We start from the raw sequence: 23,875 nt of genomic DNA, 5'->3' as shown, positions 1-23,875 counted from the left end.
TCCAAACTCCCAGCGCTAGTTTCATCGCCCGCCGCGACCCCGTCGCCATCGCCGGTCGCCCACCCCCGAAGGGACGACATGGACCTCGCCGCCCCGCCGTCGCCGCTGCCCGACGCCCTGCGCCTCCGGCGCCACCTGCACCTCGGCGGCGACTGGACGTCCCCCGCCGACGTCGAGCTGATCGACGTGGAGAACCCGAGCACCGGTGAGCTGATCGGTCAGGTGCCGGCCGGCTCCCCGGCCGACGTGGACGCGGCCGTGGCCGCAGCCCGCGCCGCGTTCCCCAGGTGGTCGGCGACCGCCCCCGCCGAGCGTTCCGCACACCTGGACCGGCTGCACGCCGCGCTCGCCTCGCGCGCCGACGACCTGGCCCGCACCATCGCCGTGGAGCTGGGCGCACCGCTCAAGCTCGCCACCCGGGTGCAGGTCGGGTTGCCGCTGACCGTCCTGCGCGACCACGTCGCGCTCGCCGCCCGCGCGCCGGTCGAGGAGAGCATCGGCAACTCTTTCGTCGTCCGCGAGCCGATCGGCGTGGTCGGCGCGATCACCCCGTGGAACTACCCCCTGCACCAGGTGATGGCGAAACTGGCCCCCGCCCTGGCCGCCGGCTGCACAGTGGTGCTGAAGCCCAGCGAGTTGACCCCGCTGACCGCGTACCTGCTCTTCGACGCGGTCACCGAGGCCGGGTTGCCGCCGGGCGTGCTCAACCTGGTCACCGGCGTCGGGGCGGTGGTCGGTGAGGCGCTGGCCGGGCATCCCGACGTCGACCTGGTGTCGTTCACCGGCTCCACCGCCACCGGCGCCCGGATCATGCGCCTCGCCGCCGACCGGATCGCCCGGGTCGCCCTGGAGTTGGGCGGCAAGTCCGCCAACGTGATCCTTCCCGACGCCGACCTGGGCGCCGCGGTCAAGGTGGGTGTCGGCAACGCCCTGCTCAACTCCGGACAGACCTGCACCGCGTGGACCCGCATGCTGGTGCACCGCGACCGGTACGACGAGGCGCTCGACCTGGTCGCCACGGCGGTCGCCGGCTACCGGCTCGGTGACCCGTTCGACCCGGCCACCCGCCTCGGCCCGCTGGTCTGCGCCGCCCAGGCGGACCGGGTGCGGGGCCACATCGATCGGGCCCTGGCCGACGGGGCACGGCTGGTCGTCGGTGGCCCGGACGCCCCGGTGCCGCCGCAGGGGCACTTCGTCGCGCCGACCGTCTTCGCCGACGTGCACCCCGACAGCGCGCTCGCCCAGGAGGAGGTCTTCGGCCCGGTGCTCGCCGTCATCCCGTTCACCGACACCGACGAGGCGGTCGCCATCGCCAACAACTCCCGGTACGGGCTGGCCGGCGCGGTCTGGTCCGCCGACCCCGACGCGGCGCTCGCGGTGGCCCGTCGGCTGCGCACCGGGGCGGTGGACATCAACGGCGCGCCGTTCAACCCGCTCGCCCCGTTCGGTGGCTACAAGCAGTCCGGGCTCGGCCGGGAGTTGGGCGTGCACGGGCTCGCCGAGTTCTGCGAGCTGAAGGCGATCCAGCGATGAGCGGCGCGGAGACGACCCCGGCCGCGCCGGTCACCGTCCGCGCGCTGGTCGCGCGCGGGTCCGACGCCGAGCTGCGGATCGAGCGGGTACGCCTGCCCGCTCCCGGCCCCGGCGAGGTCCGGGTGACGATCACCGCCGCCGGGGTCTGCCACTCCGACCTGTCGATGGCCAACGGCACCCTCGCCGCGCGATTCCCGCTGGTGCTCGGGCACGAGGCGACCGGAGTGGTGGCCGCGACCGGGCCGGGCGTGGATCTGGCCGTCGGCACCCCGGTGGTCCTCAACTGGGCGCCGGCCTGCCGGGCCTGCTGGTGGTGCCGTCGTGACGAGCCGTGGCTCTGCGCCGCCACCACGGCCCCGACCGTGCCCCGCGGCGAGACCGACGACGGCGTACCGCTGCACCTGACCCTCGGCCTCGGCGCGCTCGCCGAGGCGGTGGTGGTGCCCGAACGCGCCGTCATCCCGATCCCGGCCGGGCTGCCGCCCGAGCAGGCCGCCCTGCTCGGCTGTGCGGTGCTCACGGGCGTCGGCGCGGTCGGCAACACGGCCCGGGTGGCACCTGGTGAGAGCGTGGCAGTGGTCGGGCTCGGCGGGGTGGGCCTCGCCGTCCTGGCCGCCGCCCGCCGGGCCGGTGCCACGACGATCCTCGCCGTCGACGTCGCCGAGGCCAAGCGCGACCTCGCGCTCGCCGCCGGGGCGACCGACTTCCTGCTCTCCGACGACCGGCTCTCCAAGGAGATCCGTGCCCGCACCGAAGGCCGGGGCGTCGACCACGCGTTCGAGTGCGTCGGCCGGGCCGCCACCATCCGCGCCGCCTGGCGGCTCACCCGGCGCGGGGGAGCGGTGACGGTGGTCGGCATGGGCGCCAAGGACGACATGGTCAGCCTCGGCGCGCTGGACATCTTCCACTCCGCCCGTACCCTGCGCTCCTCGGTCTACGGCTCGTCCGACCCGGACCGGGAGGTGCCGGTGCTGGCCGCCGCCCTCGCCGACGGCGCGCTGGATCTGGGTGTGCTGGTCAGCGGCACGATTCCGCTGGACGAGGCACCCACGGCGTTCGATCGGCTGGCGCGGGGCGAGGGCGCTCGCTGGGTGGTCACACTGGACTGAGCGTCCGGCCGAAACCGGGTCGTGGGCCTGCGTGGTGGCTGTTAGCGTCGCGGCATGTTCGCCACCGAGCGGGTCCGACTGCGCCCGCCCACTCCCGACGACGCGCCGAACATGTTCCGTCTGTACGGGGATCCCGAGTTGCACCTGGTCACCGACGGCGAGCCGTTCCTGCCGCTGCACGTCGGGCAGATCCGGGCCCGGCTGGAGAAGAAGGTCGCCGACCCGCCCGACGGCCAGGCCACTGTGTCGCTGGTGGCCGAAACCGTGGCCGACGGCACGTTCCTCGGCGGCAGCGTGCTGTGGGGGATCAGTGCGTTCAACCAGTACGCCCACCTCGGCATCTCGCTGCTACCCGAGGCACGTGGCCAGGGTTACGGGACCGAGGTGATCCGGTTGCTCTGCCGGTACGGCTTCCGAAACCGCAACCTGCGCCGTCTGGAGTTGGAGACGCTGGCCAGCAACACGGCCATGCGGCGGACCGCGGAGGCGTGCGGCTTCACGCACGAAGGCACCCTGCGGGAGCGCGAGTACGACGGCGACGGTTTCGCGGACATGGTGATCTACGGACTGCTCCGGCGCGACTGGACGCCGTAGCCGGCCCGGCTGCGGCGTCCAGTCGCGATCCCCCGGCGTTAGCTGGTCTGCTCGGCCAGTGCGATGGCGATGCCGGCGGGGCCGCGCAGGTAGCAGAGCGGGTAGCTGTTCTCGTACTGCACCAGCTCGCCGATGAGTTCGGCTCCGTGCGGGCGCAGACGGTCGAGGATGTCGTCCATGTCGTCGACGGCGAACATGATGCGATGGGCACCCAGCGTGTTCGTCGGCGCGCGCGGGTCACCCTCCCGGCTGGGCGGTGTCTGGTACCTGGTCAGCTCGACCCGTCCGTGGCCGTCCGGGGTGCGCATCATCGCGATGTCCGAGCGGACTCCCGCAAGGCCGACGAGGCGATCCACCGCGCTGCCCTCGACTGTCGCCTCGCCTTCCAGTTCAAGTCCGAGTTCGACGAAGAACGCCACGGCGGCGGCGAGGTCGTCGACGACGATGGCGACGTTGTCCATCCGGTGGATCGTCCCTCGCCGAGGCTGCGGGCCTCGCACGCCGGCGTCGGTCATGATGGTCTCCTCTCGGGTGGCCGTCACTTGCCGGTGACGATGCCCGGGTTGATGCAGAGGCCCGGGTTGGCGCCGTTCTTCTCCGCGATCTCCAGACATCGGGTCACCTTGTCGACAGTGGCATTGGTCTCGGTGATCTGCTTGGAGATCTCGGCGTTCTTGCGATCCTGCTCCAGGTTGCGGGTCTGGGCCAGCTTGTCCTGGAACGCCTTGATGTTGCCCTCGGTCTTGTCGTCGTGGTTCACCCGGGTGATGGTCACCGAGAGGATGTCCACGTCGGTGGCGAGGCGGGTCTCCGCGCTGGTCTTGATGTTCGCCGCGAAGGGCTTCAGGTCGACGTTCAGGTCACCGGTCCGGGCGTCGATCTTCTCCAACGGGTTGTACGCGGCGAACGCGTCGTTGACCGCGCTGTCGAGCTGCACACCCACCCGCTGCCCCCGGAAGCTGTCGAAGTCTCCCTTGTAGTCCATGAACTGCTTCGGCGCGTTCTCCGGCTTGACCTGCCACTCGACCAGCACCTCGACGCACGCGTCGGCGAGCGTGCCGGTGCGGACCCGTACGCAGTTGTCGCCGCCGATGTGGTCGTACTTCTGTCGGCCGGCGTCCCACTCGCCGACCTTCTGCCACGGCGCCACCCACTTCAGCCCCGAGCCGGTCACCTCGCCGGTGGGCTTGCCGAAGCTGGTGACGATGCCGACCGACCGGATGGGCACCGAGTGGGCGCTGGCGGTGACGCCGACCAGCAGGGTGAGGGCGAGGAAGACGAGCGCCGCGAGGGCGGCCATCCGCTTCAACGGCCGCGCGGGGGCGACCAGGGCCAGGATGGCGCTGACCGCCAGGGCGACGGCGAGGACGATCGCCATGGTGAAGCCGACGGGCATGGGGTGGGACCTTCCGCTGGGCTGTGTGGATCATCAACCTAGGAGACCGGGTCAAGCCGCTGACGTGCGGGAGTGAAGCCACCGCACGTCCGCCGCCCGCCGGCGGTTAAATCCGCGCCGGCGCATCCACCGCGCGTAGTTTCAGCGAACCCCGGGTGGAAACCATCTACCCGGGGGTACGTCTGGTGCTGACCGATCCGATGCCGGCCGAGGCTGTGGAGATCGCGCACAAGCAGGTCCGATCGGCGGCCGAGGACCTGGACGGTCACGGCGTCGCCACGCTGGTGCTGGAATTGGCGCAGGCGTGGGGGGTGCCGGCGCTCTGGGAGCAGGTCTGCCGTCCGTTGCTGGCCCGGCTGCCGGGGCGGACCCCCGCGGAGGTCGTCGTCGAGCACGCCCTCAGTGAGGGTGTCCGGGTCGCGTTCGACGTGTACCGACGGGAGCCGGGCCGCCCACTGCCCGCCGGCGGTGTGCTCCTGGCCGGCGTCGAGAGGGAGGCCCACACTCTCGGTCTGCTGGCGCTGGCGGCCGCGCTGCGGGAACAGGGCCGCGGCTGTCTGAATCTGGGCCCGATGTTGCCCTGGTCGGCGCTGGCCAGTGCGGTGCACCGCGCGCGCCCGCACACCGTCGTGCTCTGGTCGCAGACGCCGGTCACCGGCCGCGCGTACCGGCTGGTGCGCTTCGCCCGGGACTTCCCCCGCCTGCGGGTGTACGGCGCGGGGCCGGGCTGGATCGAGCCGCTCACCCGACCGACGGCGCACCTGGGCTCACTGCCGGACGCGGTTGCCGCCTGTCGGGACGTGCCTGCGGGGCGTGATGCCCACCACATACGATACGGATCGGTGCCGTATCGTTAATGGGGGTCGTACGCTGACCCACGTTACGAGTCTGACCCGTATCGTATTGCGCCGCGGGTGAAGCGTGGGGGGAAAACCAGGCATGGAGCTGCACAACAACACGGGCCACCCGAGGAGGTGGGCGATCCTGGGGGTGCTGGTGATCAGCCTCCTCGTGGTCGTCCTCGACAACACGATCCTCAACGTGGCCCTGCGCACCCTGGCCGACCCGGTGCACGGCCTCGGGGCCAGCCAGGGTGAGCTGGAGTGGGCCATCAACTCCTACACCCTGGTCTTCGCCGGGCTGCTGTTCACCTTCGGAGTCCTCGGCGACCGCGCCGGCCGCAAGCGCTTCCTGATGGTCGGTCTGGGGCTGTTCGGCCTGGCGTCGTTGCTCTCGGCGTACGCCCAGAGCCCTGGCCAGCTCATCGCGGCCCGCGCCCTGATGGGCGTCGGCGGCGCGGCCATCATGCCGGTGACCCTGTCGATCATCTCCAACGTCTTCGACCCGCGTGAGCGTGGTCGGGCCATCGGCGTCTGGGCCGGCGCCGTCGGTCTCGCCGTGGCCATCGGTCCGATCCTCGGCGGCGCGCTGCTGGAGCACTTCTGGTGGGGCTCGGTGTTCCTGATCAACGTGCCGGTCGTCGTCGCCGGCGTGGTCCTGGTGGCCCTGCTGGTCCCCGAGTCGCGTGACCCACGCCCGGGTCGCGTCGACGTGCTCGGCGTGCTGCTCTCCGTGGTCGGTCTGGTCGCCCTGTCCTACGGCATCATCGACGGCGGCGAGCACGGCTTCGACCGCCCGGTGGCCTGGGGCTCGATCCTCGTCGGCATCGCCGTGCTGGCCTGGTTCGTCCAGCACGAGCGGCGCAGCGACCACCCGTCGCTGGACGTCCGACTGTTCAAGGTGCCCCGCTTCGCCGCCCCGGTCGCCATCGTCGGCCTGGTGTTCTTCGCCGCGATGGGCTCGATGTTCTTCGGCTCGTTCTACCTGCAGCTGGTGCGGGGTTACAGCCCGCTGCAGACCGGTCTGCTCTTCCTGCCCTTCGCCGGCGCCCAGCTGATCTTCGCGCCCCGCAGCGCCGCGATGGTCCGCCGCTACGGCGGCAAGGCCGTCGCCACCGTGGGGCTGGCGCTGACCGTGATCTCGCTCGCCGCGTTCGTCTTCATCGGCGCCTCCACCCCGATCTGGATCGTGCTGCTCGTCTTCCTCATCCAGGGCGCCGGGATGGCCAACATCATGCCGCCGGCCACCGAGTCGATCATGTCGGCGCTGCCGCGTGAGAAGGCCGGTGTCGGGTCCGCGGTCAGCAACACCATCCGTCAGGTGGCCGGCGCGCTCGGTGTCGCGGTCCTCGGCTCGGTGCTCTCCGCGGTCTACCGCAGCGACATCGGTGACGCGCTGACCGGGCTGCCCACGGGTGCCCGCGACGCGGCCAACGAGTCGATCTCCGGGGCGTACGCGGCGGCGGGTCAGCTCGGCCCGGCGGCGCCGGCGCTGATCTCGGCCGCCAACGACGCCTTCGTCACCGCCATGCACTGGGCGGCCGGGCTCTCCGGGATCATCGCCGCGCTCGGAATCATCGTGGTGCTGCGCTGGATGCCCGGTCGGGAGGACACCAGCCTCGCCCCGGCGGCCCCGGTCGCCGAGCCCGAGTTGGCCGGCACGGCATAGGTTCGGGGAGAATGTCGGACATGACGTCCACTGCCGATGCTCCGCGGCCGCCCGGGCGACCGCGGAGCATCCGCGCCGACGAGGCGATCATCGAAGCCACCCTCGACCTGCTCGCCGAAGGCAGCACCATCGAGGCGCTCTCGATCGAGGCCATCGCCGCCCGGGCCGGGGTCGGCAAGGCCACCATCTACCGCCGCTGGGCCGGCAAGGACGCCCTGCTGCTCGACGCGCTGCGGCGACTCAAGGGCGTCCTGGCGAAGCCGGCCGGGCACTCCGTCCGCGAGGACCTGGTGCTGCTGGTCGGCGCGATCGGCAAGAACGTCGACCCACGCGCGGCGAAGATCATGCCCTGCCTGGTGCCCGCGGTGAACCGCAGCGCGGACCAGTTCCAGCTCTACCAGAACATCATCTCGCCCCGCCGGCAGCTGATGCGCGAGGTGCTGCGACGCGGCATCGACGAGGGTGTGCTCCGCGCCGACATCGACGTGGAGGTGACGATGGCGCTGCTCACCGGGCCCATGCTGATCCAGCGGGTGCTGCAGTGGAACCCGGACCTGGACGAGCAGACCCTGCCCGAGCGGGTCGTCGACGCCGTGCTGGAGGGCATCCGCGCCCGCTGACCCGGCGCACCGGGCCGGGCGTGGCTCTCCACGCCGGGCCCGGGTGCGGCCGTCGCGCCGGGCCCGGGTTCGGCAGCCGGGCCGCCCTCGCTGCGCACGGCGTGCCCCCGCACGGGTGGTCAGCCGGCCGGGGCGCGCAGCCGGTGCAGGCGCAGCGCGAGCTGCACCTCCAGCGCCCGGTCCGGCCGTTGCCAGTCGGCGCCGAGCAACTGCCCCACCCGCTCCAGCCGCTGGGTCACCGTGTTGACGTGCACGTGCAGTTGCTCGGCGGCCCGGGCCAGGCTGCCACCCAGCCCGAAGTACGCCTCCAGCGTCTTCACCAGAGCCGTTCCGCGCCGGGCGTCGTAGTCGACCACCGGCCCGACGGTGGCGCTGAGGAACTGGGTCACGTCCTTCTCGCCCCGGTCACCCACCGTCCCCAGCAGCAACCCGACGAACCCCAGCTCCACGGTGCTCGCACCCTGACCGGAGCGGCCCAGCGCGCCCAGCGCGGTGAGGCACCGGTCCGCCTCCTGGAACGTGGCGGCCAGCGCCCCCGGCCCGTTCGACGGGCCACTCGCCCCGGCGGTCACCGGACGGCCGGTCGCCCGGGACAGGTCCCGGGCCACCGCGCGAGCGCTGCCGCCCGCGTCCTGCCCAGGCAGCATCAGCACCACCCGGCCGTCGCGCGTCGCCGCCAGTCCGCCGCGCGCCGAGGCGTACGTGGTGGCCCACGACAACACCCGCTGCCGGGCCGAGCCGGTCGCGGCGATCGCGTCGTCGCCCACCGCCACCAGCACGTGCGGCGCGTCCAGGTCCACCCCGAGCCGGCGGGCCCGGCTGCGCAACGCGTCGGTGTCCCGCAGCGGCCGGGCGATCAGGTCGTCCAGCAGCTCGCCACGGACCCGACCCTCCGCCTCCGCGACCGTCCGACGGAACAACAGCAACAGCGCGGTCACCAGCGCGGCGCGCTCCAGGATCCGCTGATCGGCGTCGACCAGCTCGTCGTCCGGACGCAGCACCAGGGCACCCAGGTTCTCCGTGCCCGCCACCACCGCCGCGTACCAGAGCGGACTGCGGCGCACGCTGCGCCCCTCGGTGCGCGACGCCGCCACCGCCTCGACGATGTCCGCCCGGTCCGGCTCGTCGATCTCGCCCACCCGGGCCAGCAGACGGCCCTCGGCGTCCAGCGCCAGCAGCGCACCGCCCAGCACCTCGGTCACCGCGGCCGCCACGTCCTCCACACCACCGCCGCGCAGCACCAGCGCCGTCATCCGGTCGTGGGCCGCCGCCGCGCGCTCCACCGAGCTGCTGTGCGCCCGGATGGTGGTGTTCGCCGCCGACAACTCGGCCAACGCCGAGCGGGTCTCGGTCAGCAGCCGGGCGGTGTCGATCGCCACCGCGGCGTGCGCGGCGAGGGAGACCAGCAGCGCCACCTCCTCCCGGACGAACGGCCGCGCCGACCGGTTCGCCGCGTAGAGCACGCCGATCGAGGTGGAGCCGAGCCGCAGCGGCACCCCGAGGATCGCGACGAGGCCCTCCTCCCCGACCCCGGCGTCGATCTCGCCGGTGTGGTGGAAGCGCGCGTCCTCGCCGTAGTTCGCGGTGACGTACGGAGCCCCGGACTGGGCCACCAGGCCACCGAGGCCGGCGCCCATCGGCAACCGGAGCCGCTGGAACCGGGCCGAGACGGACCCGTCGGTCACCCGCATGTAGGTGTCGCCGCGCTCGTCGTCGTTCAACGTCATGTACGCCACGTCCGCGCCGAGCAGATTGCGGGCCCGGTGCACGATCGCCCGCAGCACGTCGTCCAGGTCGCGCAGCCCGGCCAGGTCGCTGACCGTGTCGTACAGGCCGGACAGCTCCGTCTCGCGGCGGCGTCGGCGCTCCAACAACGCGCGGACCCGCAACGCCACCGACCTGGCCTGCTCCAGCTCGGCCAGCCGGTCCGGCGGCAACCCGGCGGCGCGCGCCGCCACCAACGGCCCCTCGAACTCGACCGCCGCGGCCTCCCGCGCGAGCAGTTCCAGGAACTCCACCGGCGATGACATGGTCGACATTGTGCTCGGGCCCACTAGTTGGCCGTCCAGCCCCCGTCGAGGGCGATCGACGCGCCGCTGATGAACGCCGCCGGCGGCGAGCAGAGGTACGCCAGCAGCTCGGCCACCTCCTCCGGCTCGATCAGTCGCTTGATCGCCGCCCGGGCCAGCATGATCTTCTCGATCACCTCGGTCTCGGCGATGCCGTGGCTGACCGCCTGGTCGGCGATCTGGCTCTCCACCAACGCCGTGCGCACGTACGCCGGGTTGATGCAGTTGGCCGTCACCCCGTGCGCGGCGCCCTCCAACGCGACCACCTTCGACAGCCCTTCCAGTGCGTGCTTCGCCGAGACGTACGCGGCCTTGTACGGCGAGGCACGCAACCCGTGCACCGAGGAGATGTTGACGACACGACCCCAACCCCGGGCGTACATGTGGGGCAGAGCCCGACGGATCAGCAGGAACGGGGCCTCCACCATCACCCGCTGGATGTACTCGAAGCGCTCGACCGGAAAGTCCTGGAGCGGCGCGACGTGCTGAAGTCCGGCGTTGTTCACGACGATGTCCACGTCCACGTCGAGGCGGTCCACCGCCGCCGCGTCGGACAGGTCCACACCCTCGGCCCGGCCGCCGGCCTCGGCGGCCACCGCTTTCGCCGCCTCCAGGTTGCGGTCCACCACGAGCACCTTCGCGCCGGCCGCGCCCAGCCGCAGGGCGCACGCCCGCCCGATGCCACTGCCACCCCCGGTCACCAGGGCGGTCCGGCCAGCGAGGTCAACCTGTACGACGTGGGGGACCGCCACGGGTTCTGCCGTCATGGCGCAAGAAGTTACGAGCTGTGCCCTCCCCGGCACATGGGTCGGCGACACATACTCCAGGCCGAAGCTGTGTGGCCCGTGCGCGCCGCTCGCCCGTGCCCGCTCGTGCGTGCCCGTTCGTGCGTGCCCGTTCGTGCGTGCCCGTTCGTGCGTGCCCGCTCGTGCGTGCCCGTTCGTGCGTGCCCGTTCGTGCGGGCCGCTCGTGTGTGGTCGGCTCCGTCGCGTTGATCGATTCCGTTGCGCATGGTGATCAACTCCGTTACGCCGGTGTGGCGGTATCCACCGGCGGAGATACCGCCACGTCGGCGACCTGGAGTGGATCACGCTGAGAGGTGCGCACATGATGCAACGACGACAGGCAATGACGCGCCGGGCAGGGTGCGAAACGTCGCGCCGCGCGCTCTCCCCGCCCGCCCGTCGTGTGCCGCAAGATCGCACAAGATCCAGGATGTAGTGGCATCGCGGCGCTCTGTGGCCACTACATCCTGGATCGAGCGTGACCTTGACGGCTGCGGGCGTTCCGAACGCACTCCCGGCCCGCCGGCGATGGCGTCCGTCTTCACGATCCGCGCAACAACGGTGATGGTGCTGTCTCCCGCGAACCGGAGGCAGCACCATCCCGGATGTTGTGCGGATCTTGGGCGCGGGGCGCGGGGCGCGGGGCGCGGGGTGCGGGGTGCGGGGTGCGGGGTGCGGGGTGCGGGGTGCGGCGGGGCGCGCGGGGCGTGTCCCGTGGGGCTGGCGGGAAGGGCGACGGTTAGGGTGTCGAACACACGTACTGCTGACGGCTGGGGGAGGAGGCGGCGTGCGCGTGCTCGGTGTCGACCCGGGGTTGACCCGGTGTGGTGTGGGCGTGGTCGAGGGTGTGCCGGGACGGCCCTGCACTCTGGTCGCGTACTACGTGGTCTACACCGACCCGGCCGACGAGCTGCCGCTGCGCCTGCTGCACCTGGACCGGTCGTTGACCAAGCTGGTCGCCGAGCACCAGCCGGAGAGCGTCGCCGTCGAGCGGGTGTTCAGCCAGCACAACGTGCGGACGGTGATGGGCACCGCGCAGGCCAGCGGCATCGCCGTGTTGGCCGGGGCGCGTGCGGGGTTGCCCGTGCAGACGTACACCCCGAGTGAGGTGAAGGCGGCCGTGACCGGCTCCGGTCAGGCCGACAAGGCGCAGATGACGGCGATGGTGACCCGGTTGCTGCGGCTGGCCGAGCCACCGAAGCCGGCCGACGCGGCCGACGCGCTGGCGTTGGCGATCTGTCACATCTGGCGCGGCGGGACACGCTCGAAGTTGGCGGCGGCGGCCGATCGGGCACGACGAGGAGGAACGCGATGATCGCCAGCGTGCGGGGCACGGTGACCGCGACGGGTCCGGATCAGGCGGTGATCGAGGTCGGCGGTGTCGGTCTGGCCGTGCACTGCGCTCCCGGGACGCTCGCCGACCTGCGGGTCGGCCAGGTCGCCCGGCTCGCCACCAGCCTCATCGTGCGGGAAGACTCGCTGACCCTCTACGGCTTCGCCGACGACGACGCCAAGTCGCTGTTCGAGCTGCTCCAGACCGCGAGCGGGGTGGGCCCGCGCCTGGCCCAGGCGGTGCTGGCCGTGCACACCCCGGACGCGGTACGCAAGGCGATCGCCAACGCCGACACGGCGGCGCTGACCCGGGTGCCCGGCATCGGCAAGAAGGGCGCCGAGCGTCTGGTGCTGGAGCTGCGCGACCGGATCGGTCCGGTGCCGATCGGCGCCGACGGTGCGGCCGGCGTGACCGGTGGCGCCTGGCCGGAGCAGGTCCGGCAGGCACTCGTCGGGCTGGGCTGGACGGCCGGTCAGGCCGACCAGGCGGTGGCCGCCGTGGCGGAGACGATCGACGGTCCGACGCCGCCGGTGCCGGTCCTGCTCAAGCAGGCCATTCGCCTGCTGGGTCGTACCCGATGAGCCACCAGCGACGACGGCGGGCCGCAGCGGTGAGCGCGAGGAGTGAGCCGGGTTTGCGAGCCCCGCAGTCGCGATCGAAGAGCGGCACGGTGAGCGCGAGGAGTGAGCCGGGTTTGCGAGCCCCGCAGGCGCGATCGAGGGCAGCCCGGTGAGCGAGACCGACGGGCTCGTCTCGGCGTACGTCAGCGACGCCGACCGGGACGCGGAGGCGACGGTCCGGCCGAAGCGGTTGGCCGAGTTCATCGCCCAGGACCGGGTGCGCGACCAGCTCGACCTGTTGTTGCAGGGCGCGATGCGGCGGGGTTCGCCGCCGGACCACATCCTGCTCTCCGGCCCTCCGGGGCTGGGCAAGACGAGTCTGGCCAACATCGTCGCCGCCGAGTTGGGTGCCGGCATCCGGGTGACCAGTGGCCCCGCCATCGAGCGGTCTGGTGATCTGGCGGCCATCCTGACCAGCCTCGCCGAGGGCGACGTGCTCTTCATCGACGAGATCCACCGCATCGCGCGGCCGGCCGAGGAGCTGCTCTACAGCGCGATGGAGGACTTCCGGGTCGACGTGGTGGTCGGCAAGGGTCCGGGGGCGACGGCGATCCCGTTGGACGTCGAGCCGTTCACCCTGGTGGGTGCGACGACCCGTTCGGGTCTGTTGACCGGGCCGATGCGGGACCGGTTCGGTTTCGTCGCGCACCTGGACTTCTACGCTCCGGCGGATCTGGAGACGTTGCTGCACCGTTCGGCGCGGATCCTCGGCGTGCCGATCACCGCCGAGGGTGCCGCCGAGGTCGCCGGGCGGTCCCGGGGCACGCCTCGCATCGCCAACCGGTTGTTGCGCCGGGTCCGGGACTACGCGGAGGTGCGGGCCGACGGGGTGGTCAATCTGGAGACCGCCCGTGCCGCGTTGACGGTGTACGACGTGGACGCGCTCGGTCTGGACCGGCTGGACCGGGCGGTGTTGACGGCGTTGGTCGACTCGTTCCGGGGAGGTCCGGTGGGCCTGTCCACGCTCGCGGTGGCGGTGGGGGAGCAGCCGGACACGGTGGAGGAGGTCTGCGAGCCGTTCCTGGTCAGGGCCGGTCTGTTGGCTCGTACGCCCCGGGGGCGGGTGGCCACGGAGGCGGCTTGGCGACACCTGGGGCGAAACCCGCCGAATGGTACATTTGGTGCAGATAGTCCAGCGGTGCCCGATCTGTTCTCCTTGGATACCGAACAGCCGTGATGTGAACGTGATCTGTGCCGCATTCGGTGTTCTCAGGTGCAGGGTTTAGACTTCGCCGCGGTCTGTACAGGACGTGAGAATCCGCCTCCGCTCCGGCACCCCCGGTGCCCGGAAGGCGGCCAATGGGAAGGTCAGTAACCGTGCATTACGCAGCATCGGGCGGCGGGGCCGGCGGTTTCACGCCGATCCTGATGATCGCCCTGCTCTTCGGCGTCATGTATTTCATGATGATCCGGCCCCAGCAGAAGCGCCGCAAAGAGGCAGAGGCGATGCAGTCCAACCTCGGCCCCGGCGACGAGGTCGTGACCATCGGTGGGCTCTACGGCACGGTCACCGGCATCGAGGACGACACCGTCCTGATCGAGGTCGCACCGGGTGTGCAGACCCGCTACGCCCGTCCGGCCATCGCCCGGGTCGTCACCCGCGCGGAGCTGCCGAGCGAGCCGGTCACCGAGGACGCGGACACCGCCAAGGACTGACGTCTCCTTCCGGAGCGCCGGGTCCGGCGTACGGCCGGCCCACCCGGCTTCCGGGTCGCCGCGCCCGACGGGGCAGCGGACGAGACGTGAAAACTGGATAGTTGGGTCGACGCCGGGCGTCGGCACGTTCCCGTGACCGTCGGGGCAGCACCCCGCCCGGTCCTCGTGCCGGCCGCACGTCGGCTCAAGGCAGACCCGTCGGGCGGATCACCGGCCCGACACCGCCGTCGCTGCGCAGAGCGGCGCGACCGTACAGGGAGACAGGACAGCCGTGGCACCACCTCAGGGACAGATGCGCCCCGGGCGGCAGCTCGCCGTGCTCGGGTTCATCTTCGTGGTCCTCTATCTTTTGGTGTTCTTCGCCGGAGCCAACGGCAGCTTGAAGGACCGGCTCGAGCCAAAGCTCGGCTTGGACCTGATCGGCGGCACCCGGATGACGCTGGAGGCGACCAACTCCATCGACGGCAAGCCGCCGACGGCGGAGAACCTCGAGGAGGCCCGGCAGATCATCGAGAACCGGGTCAACGGGCTCGGCGTCGCCGAGGCCGAGGTGGTCACCGAGGGCAATCGGAACATCGTCATCTCCCTGCCCGGTGAGAACCGGAACCTCGACGAGGTGGGCAGCGCGGCCGAGCTGCGCTTCCGCAAGGTGCTGAAGGCGGCGGACGGCAGCGGGACGATCGCCGCGCCGCCGTCCGCCGCTCCGACCCCGTCGGGCAGCGCCGTCCCGACCCCGTCCGGCAGCGCGACCCCGACGCCGTCGGGCAGCGGCGCGCCGAAGGCGACCTCGTCGCCCAGTGGCGGTCAGGGTGGCATGGCCCCCGCGTCGCCCGGCGCCACCCCGACGCCCTCCGCCTCGGCGAGCGCCGCGACGCCGACGCCGAGCGCCAGCGCCGAGCCGGTGCCGGCCAGCATCGAGGAGCAGCGCAAGGCCGTCGAGCAGAAGGTCGGCGCCGCCGCCTGGCAGGCCGCCAACGGGTTGCAGGCCCCGGCCGACCTGACCGCCGACCCGTCCCTCGGCGACAAGCTCAAGCCGTTCGGCACGCTGTCGCCCCAGGAGGTGGCGGTGCTGCCGGCGCAGATGCAGTTCAACGTGCCGACGATCGGCTGCGCCCAGCTCGACAAGCGTCCGCCGGCGTCGATCTCCGATCCGAAGCAGCAGGTCGTCGCCTGTGAGGGTGGCGCGTCGAAGTACCTGCTGGACCAGGCCAAGGTGCTCGGCACCGACGTGGACGACGCCGACGCGGTGCTCGACCAGACCAGCTCCTGGGTCGTCAGCCTGGACTTCTCCGGCGAGGGCCAGAGCAAGTGGACCGCGCTGACCCGTGAGTCGTTCAACAATGAGGGCCAGGCCTGCGACGCGACCGCGCTCGGTCAGGACGGCAAGTGCCGGGTCGCCGTCGTGCTGGACAACGAGATCGTCTCCTCGCCGGAGATCCAGGGTGTGTTGACCGGCAACTCGCAGATCACCGGCAACTTCAACCAGAAGGACGCCAGCGCGCTCGCCGGCCAGCTGCGCTACGGCGCGCTGCCGGTGACCTTCGAGCGGCAGGAGTCGCAGAACGTCACCGCCACGCTGGGCGCAAGCCACCTGCGCGCCGGTCTGCTCGCGGCGGGCATCGGCATGCTGCTGGTCATCATCTACTCGTTCTTCTACTACCGGCTGCTCGGCTCGGTGATCTTCCTGAGCCTCATCCTCTCCGCGCTGCTGGTCTTCGGCGCGCTGGTGGTGCTCGGCCGGCAGATCGGCTTCACGCTCACCCTCGCCGGCATCGCCGGCATGATCGTCTCACTGGGTGTGGCGGCAGACTCGTTCGTCATCTACTTCGAACGATTGAAGGACGAGATCCGGGAGGGGCGCAGCCCGCGTAGCGCGGTGCCCCGCGCGTGGATCCGGGCCCGCCGGACGATCATCTCGGCCAACGCGATCACCCTGCTCTCCGCTGTGGTGCTCTACGTGGTCTCGGTCGGCACGGTCAAGGGCTTCGCCTTCGCGCTCGGTCTGGCCACCGTGCTGGACCTGGTCGTGGTCTTCCTCTTCCGTCACCCGATCATGACGATGTTCGCCCGGACCCGGGCGTTCCTGTCCCCGCGGGTCAGCGGTCTGGGCCGGGCGCTCCCGGCTCGCAACCAGCCGACTCAGCAGCCCCGCAACCCGCGCGCCAAGGAGGCCTGAGATGGCTCAAAACGGTCTGGCGAGCCGCCTCTACAACGGCGAGGCCGGTCTCAACATCGTCGGCCGGCGCAAGCTCTGGTTCGGCGTCGCCGGGGTCCTGGTCCTGATCGCGATCCTCAGCTTCTCGATTCGCGGTTTCAGCCTCGGCATCGAGTTCGCCGGCGGCAACTCGTTCCAGGTGCCGGCCAGCGTCGGCACCCTGGACGACGCCGAGCGGGAGGTGGACTCGGCGCTGGCCTCGGCGAACACCGGCACCCACGTGGTCACCGCCCAGAAGGTCGGCGGCCCCGGTGGCGACTCCTACGAGCTGCGCACCGGGCAGCTCAGCGCCGAGCAGGCCACCGCGGTCAAGGCCCAGATCGCCGAGGACCTCGGCATCAACGAGGACCAGATCAGCAACAACCAGGTCAGCGAGGCGTGGGGCAGCCAGGTCACCGAGCGCGCCGTGCTCGGTCTGGTCATCTTCATCGCGCTGGTGATGGTCTACCTGATCCTGCGCTTCGAGTGGCGGATGGCCGTCGCCGCGGTCTCCTCACTGATCATGAACCTCCTCCTGACCGCCGGCATCTACTCGCTGGTCGGCTTCGAGGTCACCCCGTCGACGATCATCGGCTTCCTCACCATCCTGGGCTTCGCGCTCTACGACGTGGTGGTGGTCTTCGACAAGGTCCAGGAGAACACCCGGGGCATCACCGCGAACAACAACCAGACGTACGGCGAGGCGGCCAACCTGGCCGTCAACCAGAGCCTGATGCGGTCGTTGAACACCTCGGTGGTCGCCCTGCTGCCGGTCGGCGGTCTGCTCTTCATCGGTGCCGGCCTGCTCGGCGCCGGCACGCTGAAGGACCTCGGTCTGGTGCTGTTCGTCGGTATGGCGGTGGCGTTCCTGACCTCCATCCTGGTGGCCACGCCGCTGCTGGCGCTGCTGAAGAACTACGACCCGCGGATCCAGGCGCACAACAAGCGCGTCCTGGCCCGGCGGGGCGCGGTCGCCCGGGGCGAGGTCCCCGGCGGCAAGGGTCCGGCGAGTCCGGCGCAGGCCGACGCGACCGACGAGCCGCTCGACCCGGACGCCGCGGCGCTGGCCGGCGCCGCCCCGAAGGTGGGCGCACGGCCGGCGGGCAAGCGGCCGACCGGCGCCCGTGGCGGTCGCCCGGGTGGCGGCGGCAACCGGCCGGGTGGCGCCAAGCGGCGCTGACCCGAGGCGAAACACCCGAACGGGAACGCCCGAACGGCGTCCGGCATGCTGTTGCCGGACGCCGTTCGTCGTCGAAGGGAAGCGAGACAGCCGTGACGGAGACCCACAGCACCGAGGCGCGCGGGGACAGCGGTCCGGAGACCGCCCGACTGGTCGCCAGCCGGGTGCTGGACGTGCCCGACTTCCCGAAGCCCGGCGTCCTGTTCAAGGACCTGATGCCGCTGTTCGCCGACGGGAAGGTGTTCCGCGAGGTGGTCGACGGGATCGTCGCGTACCACGGGCGGGACGCCTTCGACGTGGTGGTCGGCATCGAGGCGCGCGGCTTCGTCGTCGCGGCGGCCGTCGCGTACGCGGCCGGCGTGGGCGTGGTGCCGGTGCGCAAGGCGGGCAAGCTGCCCCGCCCGGCGCACTCGGCCTCCTACGCCCTGGAGTACGGCGAGGCCACCCTGGAGGTGCACGAGGACGCGTTCACGGCCGGGCACCGGGTGCTGGTGGTGGACGACGTGCTGGCCACCGGCGGCACCGCCGAGGCGACGCTGGATCTGGTCGAGCGGGCCGGCGGGACGGTCACCGGCTTCACCGTGCTGCTGGAGCTCGGCTTCCTGGGTGGGCGGGAGCGGCTGGCCCAGCGTCCCGTTCACGCCCTGTTGACCGTTTAGGCCCCCTCGGCGGGTCCGCGACCGTTTGGTGGCGATCGGTCGAGGTGAAGCCGGTGCCGACCGTCCGGCGGAGCGGCAGGGGCCCGTCCGTGCGGGTAGCATTGCCCTTTGCCGAAGCCGGCGGCACACGTCCGGCGAGGCGAGACCAGGCCGACCGATGTTCGGTCGGTGTGTTTCCGGCGAGCGGTGAGGAGGCCGGTGTCCCACGATGTCGTCCCTCCGGCGGAGGGCACGGTGCACCCGACAGGCGACGCTGACGGCTCGGTGACCGACCGGACAGGCGACGTGCCGGCCCGGGTGACGGGCACCGGCAACGGCTCCAGCAGGGCGGCGGGCGAGAGCACGGCCTCCCCGATCAGTGTCCCGCCGGGTGCCGAGGCGGCACCCGGCGCCGACGGGGTGGTGGTGCCGTTCCCGACGGACGCGGGCATCGACCCGTCGCCCAGCGGTGGCTTCGCCCTGTCCAACGCGCCCACCGGCCGGCGGGTCCGGGCCCGCTTGGCCCGGTTCAACGCGCCCTGGCAGACCTCGCAGGTCAGCGAGGTGCTGGAGCCGCTCATCGCGAGCCACCGGGACAACCACCCCAAGGCCGACGCCCGGCTGCTCCAGCGCGCCTTCGACACGGCCGCGCGGTGGCACTCCGGGCAGTACCGCAAGTCCGGCGACCCGTACATCACCCACCCGCTCGCGGTGGCGACGATCCTCGGCAACCTGGGGATGGACACCACCACACTGGTCGCCGCGCTGCTGCACGACACCATCGAGGACACCGAGTACACGCTCGACCAGATGCGCGCCGACTTCGGCGGCGAGGTCGCCCTGCTGGTCGACGGCGTCACGAAGCTCGACAAGGTCAAGCTGGGCGACGCCGCCAAGGCCGAGACGATCCGCAAGATGGTCGTCGCGATGGCGAAGGACCCGCGGGTCCTGGTGATCAAGCTGGCCGACCGGCTGCACAACATGCGCACCCTGACCTTCCTGCCCCGTCCCAAGCAGGAGCAGAAGGCCAAGGAGACGCTGGAGATCCTGGCGCCGCTGGCGCACCGCCTCGGTATGAACACGATCAAGTGGGAGCTGGAGGATCTCTCCTTCGGCACGTTGTTCCCGAAGCGCTACGAGGAGATCAACCGGCTGATCGGGGAGCATCAGCCGCAGCGCGAGGCGCTGCTGCGGCAGGTGACGCAGAAGGTGCAGACCGACCTGAAGGCCGCCAAGATCAAGGCGGAGACCACCGGTCGGCCGAAGCACCTCTACTCGATCTACCAGAAGATGATCGTGCGGGGTCGGGACTTCAACGACATCTACGACCTGGTGGGTGTGCGGATCCTGGTCGACACGGTCCGGGACTGCTACGCGGCGCTGGGCGTGATCCACGCCAACTGGCAGCCGGTGCCGGGGCGGTTCAAGGACTACATCGCCATGCCCAAGTTCAACATGTACCAGTCGTTGCACACGACGGTCATCGGGCCCACCGGCAAGCCGGTGGAGATGCAGATCCGCACGTACGCGATGCACCGCACCGCGGAGTTCGGCATCGCCGCGCACTGGAAGTACAAGGAGCACAAGGGCACCCAGATCGTCGGCCCGCCGGCGCACATCGACGAGATGACCTGGCTGCGGCAGCTGCTCGACTGGCAGCGCGAGGCGGCCGACCCCAGCGAGTTCCTGGACGCGCTGCGCTTCGACCTGTCCAGCCAGGAGGTGTACGTCTTCACCCCGAAGGGTGACGTCATCCCGCTGCCGACCGGCTCGACACCGGTGGACTTCGCGTACGCGGTGCACACCGAGGTCGGGCACAAGTGCATCGGCGCGCGGGTCAACGGCAAGCTGGTGCCGCTGGAGTCGACGCTGTCCAACGGCGACGTGATCGAGATCTTCACGTCGAAGTCCGAGACCGCCGGCCCGACGCAGGACTGGCTGGGCTTCGTCAAGAGCCCTCGGGCACGGACGAAGATCCGGCAGTACTTCAACAAGGAGCGGCGCGAGGAGGCGATCGAGGCCGGCAAGGACGCGATCGTCAAGGCGATGCGCAAGCAGGGCATGCCCCTGCAGCGGATGCTCACCTCCGACGCGCTCATGTCGATCGCACGGGACCTGCACCTGGCCGACGTGGCGTCGCTCTACGCGGCGGTGGGCGACAGCCAGGTCTCGGCGCAGTCGGTGGTGCAGAAGCTGATGGCCGCGTACGGCGGCGAGGAGGGCGCGGCGGAGGACATCGCCGAGACCGCCGTCGCCACCCGGCCACCGCGCAGCCGGCAGAGCAGCAGCGACCCCGGTGTCGTGGTCCGGGGCGTCAGCGACGTCTGGATCAAGCTGGCCCGCTGCTGCACGCCGGTCCCACCGGACTCGGTGTTCGGCTTCGTCACCCGCTCCGGCGGGGTGAGCGTGCACCGCGACGACTGCGCCAACGCCGAGGACCTGCGGGCGCAGAGCGAGCGGGTGGTCGAGGTCAGTTGGAAGCTCACGTCGGCCTCGACGTTCCTGGTCGCCATCCAGGTCGAGGCGTTGGACCGGCACAAGCTGCTGGCCGACGTCACCCGGGTGCTCTCCGACGAGCGGGTCAACATCCTCTCCGCCACCGTCACCACCACCCGTGACCGGGTGGCGGTGAGCCGGTTCAGCTTCGAGATGGCCGACCCGAAGCACCTGGGCCACCTGCTGGCCACGGTCCGCAAGGTCGACGGCGTCTTCGACGCCTACCGGGTGACCTCCGGCGCCTGACCCGTACACACGAAAGCGCCCGCCGGCTCAGCCGGCGGGCGCTTCGTCGTCGCGCGGGCGTCAGCCCTGCGGGTTGCTCATGGTGAGGTCCTTGATGATGACCTCCTTCTTCGGGTGGCCACCACCGGCCTGCTGGGCGAACGCCCCGTCGTCACCGGCCTTGGCCACGTCCTTGACGATGTCCATACCACCGGTGATGGTGCCGAGCACGGTGTACGCCGGGTCCAGCGGCGAGTCGCCGTAGACGATGAAGAACTGGCTGCCGGTGCTTCCCGGATCCTGCGACTTGGCCATCGCGATGACGCCCTCCGGGTACGGCGGGCGCTTGTCGGTGGGCAGGTTCTCCTCGGCCATGCGGTAGCTCGGGCCGCCCTGGCCGTCGGTGTCCCGCCAGCCGTTGCCGGTGGCGCTGGGGTCACCGCACTGCAACACCTTGATGCCCTCGCTCACCAGGCGGTGGCACTTGGTGTTGTCGAAGAAGTTCTTCTCCGCGAGGTAGGTGAAGCTGCCCGCCGTGCACGGCACCAGCGACCGGTCGACCTTGGCCGTGATCGGGCCGAGGTTGGTGTCGATCGTCATGGTCTGCACGCCCTTGGCGGACTGCTCGTTGCTCGGCAACCCCACGTCCTTGATCTGCGGGGGCCGCTGCTCGGTGGGCAGGGCGTTGTACGCGCACTCGGACGCGCCCGGCGCCGCGGTGGTGGTGTCGCTCTTGTCGTCGTCGCCGCCCAGGCTCACCGCCAACCAGACGGTGCCGGCGACCACGAGCACCAGCGCGACACCCGCGCTGACGATCGCCTGCGTCTGCCGGCGCTTGCGGGCCTTGGCCGAGCGCTCGGCCATCTCCTTCTCGAGCCGGGCGCGTGCCGCCGCGCGCTGCCGCTCTCTGGTGGACGTCACGCCTGGATCCTCCTGGCTGTCTGCTGCTGAGTGCCGACTGGGTGGGTGGTGGCGGCCGGTCAGCCGGCGCTCGGGCTGCTGACCGGAGCGCCGGTGGCCGACGGCGCCGCACCGGTGACCGGCTCACCGACGGTGAGGCTCTGGATCGTCACGTCGGTGCTGGGCTTGACCTTGGCTCCGGTCCCATTGTCCACGGTCGGGAGGGCGCCGATCTTCTCCACCACGTCCAGCCCGCCGGTCACCCGGCCGATCACCGGGAACTTCGGGTCGGTGGTGGTGAAGTCCTTGAAGAAGAGCAGGAACTGGCTGCCGTTGCTGCCCGGCGGGTTGGAGATCATCGCGACGGTGCCCTTGGGGTACGTCGGTGGTTGGCCGGGGGCCGGGCTGGCGGACGGGGACGCCGACGGCACGGTCGGCAACTCCTCGTCGTAGAACGAGTAGGTCGGCCCACCGAGGCCGGTGCCGCTGGGGTCGCCGCAGCGCAGCGCGCCGTCCGCGGTGATCTCGTGGCACGTGGTGTTGTCGTAGAACGACCGGCTGGCCAGGTGGGCGATGCTCGCCGCCGCGCACGGGGAGTTGGTCAGGTTCAGCTCGGCGGTGATCGGCGCGCCCTGATTGGTGGTCACCGTCATCGTCCGGGTGCCGTCGGTGGGCAGGTCCTTGGTCGCCGGCGTGCCGACGTCCTTGAGGTTGGTGTTGGCGGTCGCGTCCTGCGGCGTCCAGATGCAGGTCTCCGCCGCGTCCGTGTTCTGCTTCGGGTCGGAGTCGAACGCCCCGAGCGCCCAGGCCGAGCCGGCCACCACCAACACGAGGATCAGAGCGGCCCCGACTCCGGCCTGGATCTGCCGACGGCGCCGCAGGTTGGCGGCCCGGCGAGCCATCTGCCGGTCGAGCTTGGCCCGCGCCAGTTTGCGCTGCCGGTCCCTGCTGGAAGCCACCCGTGCTCCCCTTTCCTTCACCTGGTCGTCGCCGGCGGCCGGGCGTCCCGGCCCGTCCGGGCGTCACGTGTGTCGCGCCACACGCCCGCCAGAGTGTACGGCTAGCGACTGGGAATGTGGTGTACGAGGTCCACCCCATTCCGAGCAGCGCTTATCGGAAGTTGTCACTGTGCCGTACGGGATGCCTGAGGCGGACGCGGCGAAGTCGGTGGGCAAGCCCGTTAGGCTGCTGGGCAGGACGACTACTGCTCGACGGAGAGGACAGCGCCCGTGCTCGTGGCCGGCTTTCCCGCGGACGCCTTCGGCACCAACTGCTACGTGGTCGCCACCGCGCCGGGGGAGCAGTGCGTGGTGGTCGATCCCGGCATCGGGGTGCTCGACCAGCTCGACGCGCTGCTCGCCGAGCACCGCCTGCATCCGGCCGCCGTGCTGCTCACCCACGGCCACCTCGACCACACCTTCTCGGTCGCGCCGGTCTGCGGCGCGCGCGGCATCACCGCGTACGTGCACCCCGGTGACCGGGAGATGCTGGCCGACCCGTCCAAGGGGCTCTCCAGCGACCTGACGTCGCTCTTCGGGGGCCGGCTGACCTACACCGAGCCGGAGGACGTGGCGGAGCTGACCGACGGCGCCACACTCACCCTCGCCGGTCTGGAGATCGCCGTCGACCATGCCCCGGGCCATACCGGCGGGTCGGTGCTGTTCCGGCTGCCCGGCGCCGGGTCGAGCTGGGAGGCCGACGAGCTGTGTCTCTCCGGCGACGTCCTCTTCGCCGGGTCGATCGGCCGCACCGACCTGCCGGGCGGGAGCATGCCGGCCATGCTCGCCAGCCTGCGCGACAAGATCCTTCCGCTGGCCGACGACACTGTCGTGCTGCCCGGCCACGGGCCCGCCACCACCATCGGTCGCGAGCGCGTCAGCAACCCGTACCTCGTCGAGGTGGCGCAGGTCGGCGGCGGCCGACCGGCGGCGCCCACCCGGGGCCTCTAGACCTTCTCCGCGCCGCGCGCGGACCCACGACACCACCGCGCCGCGGGCGCGGAACCGCAAGGAGTACGCC

The 23,875-nt window shown here is 71.6% G+C and carries 21 protein-coding genes; 15 read left to right on the top strand and 6 right to left on the bottom strand.

Features of this window, described 5'->3' with window-relative positions:
• Positions 1-78 precede the first annotated feature (78 nt).
• From GA0070612_RS26425 to GA0070612_RS26415, 3 genes are read left to right on the top strand one after another with little or no spacing between them, the layout of a single operon-like run.
• Positions 79-1,533: an aldehyde dehydrogenase family protein gene (locus GA0070612_RS26425; RefSeq protein ID WP_088990367.1), complete on the top strand. Its 1,455-nt coding sequence runs from the start codon at positions 79-81 to the stop codon at positions 1,531-1,533.
• Positions 1,530-2,642 (top strand): zinc-binding dehydrogenase, encoded by a 1,113-nt coding sequence (locus GA0070612_RS26420; protein ID WP_197699245.1) that lies wholly within the window; start codon positions 1,530-1,532, stop codon positions 2,640-2,642. The genes GA0070612_RS26425 and GA0070612_RS26420 overlap by 4 nt, the downstream gene beginning before the upstream one ends.
• A gap of 54 nt (positions 2,643-2,696) precedes the next feature.
• Positions 2,697-3,236 (top strand): GNAT family N-acetyltransferase, encoded by a 540-nt coding sequence (locus GA0070612_RS26415; protein ID WP_088990366.1) that lies wholly within the window; start codon positions 2,697-2,699, stop codon positions 3,234-3,236.
• Between the two features lie 38 nt (positions 3,237-3,274).
• On the opposite strand, the gene GA0070612_RS26410 is transcribed toward GA0070612_RS26415, so the two are convergent.
• Both GA0070612_RS26410 and GA0070612_RS26405 read right to left on the bottom strand, forming a co-directional pair.
• On the bottom strand, positions 3,275-3,751 hold the full coding sequence (locus tag GA0070612_RS26410) for a VOC family protein (RefSeq protein ID WP_231924348.1): 477 nt from the start codon (positions 3,749-3,751) through the stop codon (positions 3,275-3,277).
• 23 nt (positions 3,752-3,774) lie between these two features.
• The gene (locus GA0070612_RS26405; protein WP_088990365.1) at positions 3,775-4,632 is read right to left on the bottom strand and encodes an SPFH domain-containing protein; all 858 of its coding nucleotides are present in this window, start codon (positions 4,630-4,632) and stop codon (positions 3,775-3,777) included.
• A 155-nt stretch (positions 4,633-4,787) separates the two neighbouring features.
• On the opposite strand from GA0070612_RS26405, the gene GA0070612_RS26400 reads away from it, so the two are divergent.
• The 3 genes from GA0070612_RS26400 (at position 4,788) to GA0070612_RS26390 (ending at position 7,760) form a co-directional block, all read left to right on the top strand.
• Positions 4,788-5,489, top strand: coding sequence for a transcriptional regulator (locus GA0070612_RS26400; protein WP_231924347.1), 702 nt, complete (start codon positions 4,788-4,790; stop codon positions 5,487-5,489).
• A gap of 82 nt (positions 5,490-5,571) precedes the next feature.
• The gene (locus GA0070612_RS26395) at positions 5,572-7,140 is read left to right on the top strand and encodes an MFS transporter (protein WP_088990364.1); all 1,569 of its coding nucleotides are present in this window, start codon (positions 5,572-5,574) and stop codon (positions 7,138-7,140) included.
• 11 nt (positions 7,141-7,151) lie between these two features.
• Complete coding sequence (locus tag GA0070612_RS26390) at positions 7,152-7,760, top strand: TetR/AcrR family transcriptional regulator (RefSeq protein ID WP_088990363.1); 609 nt, start codon at positions 7,152-7,154, stop codon at positions 7,758-7,760.
• A gap of 119 nt (positions 7,761-7,879) precedes the next feature.
• Here the strand turns inward: GA0070612_RS26390 and GA0070612_RS26385 are convergent, their stop codons facing one another.
• Together GA0070612_RS26385 and GA0070612_RS26380 are read right to left on the bottom strand one after the other, a co-directional pair.
• Positions 7,880-9,799 carry a helix-turn-helix domain-containing protein gene (locus tag GA0070612_RS26385; RefSeq protein ID WP_088990362.1) on the bottom strand — a complete coding sequence of 640 codons (1,920 nt, stop codon included), beginning with the start codon at positions 9,797-9,799 and terminating at the stop codon, positions 7,880-7,882.
• Positions 9,800-9,813: 14 nt separating this feature from the next.
• Positions 9,814-10,596 (bottom strand): 3-hydroxybutyrate dehydrogenase, encoded by a 783-nt coding sequence (locus GA0070612_RS26380; RefSeq protein ID WP_088990361.1) that lies wholly within the window; start codon positions 10,594-10,596, stop codon positions 9,814-9,816.
• 805 nt (positions 10,597-11,401) lie between these two features.
• Here GA0070612_RS26380 and ruvC point away from each other — a divergent pair.
• The 8 genes from ruvC to GA0070612_RS26340 all read left to right on the top strand — a co-directional run bounded on the left by ruvC (position 11,402) and on the right by GA0070612_RS26340 (position 20,977).
• Positions 11,402-11,929 (top strand): crossover junction endodeoxyribonuclease RuvC, encoded by a 528-nt coding sequence (ruvC, locus tag GA0070612_RS26375; protein ID WP_088990360.1) that lies wholly within the window; start codon positions 11,402-11,404, stop codon positions 11,927-11,929.
• Entirely contained in the window at positions 11,926-12,528 is a 603-nt protein-coding gene (ruvA, locus tag GA0070612_RS26370; RefSeq protein WP_088990359.1) for a Holliday junction branch migration protein RuvA, read from the top strand. Before ruvC ends, ruvA begins: the two co-directional genes overlap by 4 nt.
• Positions 12,529-12,676: 148 nt before the next feature.
• A complete protein-coding gene (gene ruvB / locus GA0070612_RS26365) occupies positions 12,677-13,744 on the top strand; it encodes a Holliday junction branch migration DNA helicase RuvB (protein ID WP_088990358.1) in 1,068 nt (355 codons plus the stop codon).
• 122 nt (positions 13,745-13,866) lie between these two features.
• A complete protein-coding gene (yajC, locus tag GA0070612_RS26360) occupies positions 13,867-14,223 on the top strand; it encodes a preprotein translocase subunit YajC (protein ID WP_088990357.1) in 357 nt (118 codons plus the stop codon).
• Between the two features lie 271 nt (positions 14,224-14,494).
• Complete coding sequence (gene secD / locus GA0070612_RS26355) at positions 14,495-16,399, top strand: protein translocase subunit SecD (protein ID WP_197699244.1); 1,905 nt, start codon at positions 14,495-14,497, stop codon at positions 16,397-16,399.
• A 1-nt stretch (position 16,400) separates the two neighbouring features.
• On the top strand, positions 16,401-17,597 hold the full coding sequence (gene secF / locus GA0070612_RS26350; RefSeq protein WP_088990355.1) for a protein translocase subunit SecF: 1,197 nt from the start codon (positions 16,401-16,403) through the stop codon (positions 17,595-17,597).
• 92 nt (positions 17,598-17,689) lie between these two features.
• Positions 17,690-18,256, top strand: coding sequence for an adenine phosphoribosyltransferase (locus GA0070612_RS26345; RefSeq protein ID WP_088990354.1), 567 nt, complete (start codon positions 17,690-17,692; stop codon positions 18,254-18,256).
• Positions 18,257-18,454: 198 nt separating this feature from the next.
• The gene (locus GA0070612_RS26340; protein ID WP_088990353.1) at positions 18,455-20,977 is read left to right on the top strand and encodes a RelA/SpoT family protein; all 2,523 of its coding nucleotides are present in this window, start codon (positions 18,455-18,457) and stop codon (positions 20,975-20,977) included.
• Between the two features lie 60 nt (positions 20,978-21,037).
• Here GA0070612_RS26340 and GA0070612_RS26335 read toward each other — a convergent pair whose 3' ends face one another.
• Together GA0070612_RS26335 and GA0070612_RS26330 are read right to left on the bottom strand one after the other, a co-directional pair.
• Positions 21,038-21,877, bottom strand: a complete 840-nt coding sequence (locus GA0070612_RS26335; RefSeq protein WP_088990352.1) for a peptidylprolyl isomerase — start codon at positions 21,875-21,877, stop codon at positions 21,038-21,040.
• A gap of 59 nt (positions 21,878-21,936) precedes the next feature.
• Entirely contained in the window at positions 21,937-22,815 is an 879-nt protein-coding gene (locus tag GA0070612_RS26330) for a peptidylprolyl isomerase (protein WP_088990351.1), read from the bottom strand.
• A gap of 270 nt (positions 22,816-23,085) precedes the next feature.
• On the opposite strand from GA0070612_RS26330, the gene GA0070612_RS26325 reads away from it, so the two are divergent.
• The gene (locus GA0070612_RS26325; RefSeq protein WP_088990350.1) at positions 23,086-23,805 is read left to right on the top strand and encodes an MBL fold metallo-hydrolase; all 720 of its coding nucleotides are present in this window, start codon (positions 23,086-23,088) and stop codon (positions 23,803-23,805) included.
• The last annotated feature ends 70 nt before the right edge of the window (positions 23,806-23,875 follow it).

The sequence above is a fragment of the Micromonospora chokoriensis genome (assembly GCF_900091505.1).
GTDB classification, from domain to species: Bacteria; Actinomycetota; Actinomycetes; order Mycobacteriales; family Micromonosporaceae; genus Micromonospora; species Micromonospora chokoriensis.
Note: the sequence above shows the minus strand (reverse complement) of the source record. Positions and strands in the feature narration are given on the sequence as shown.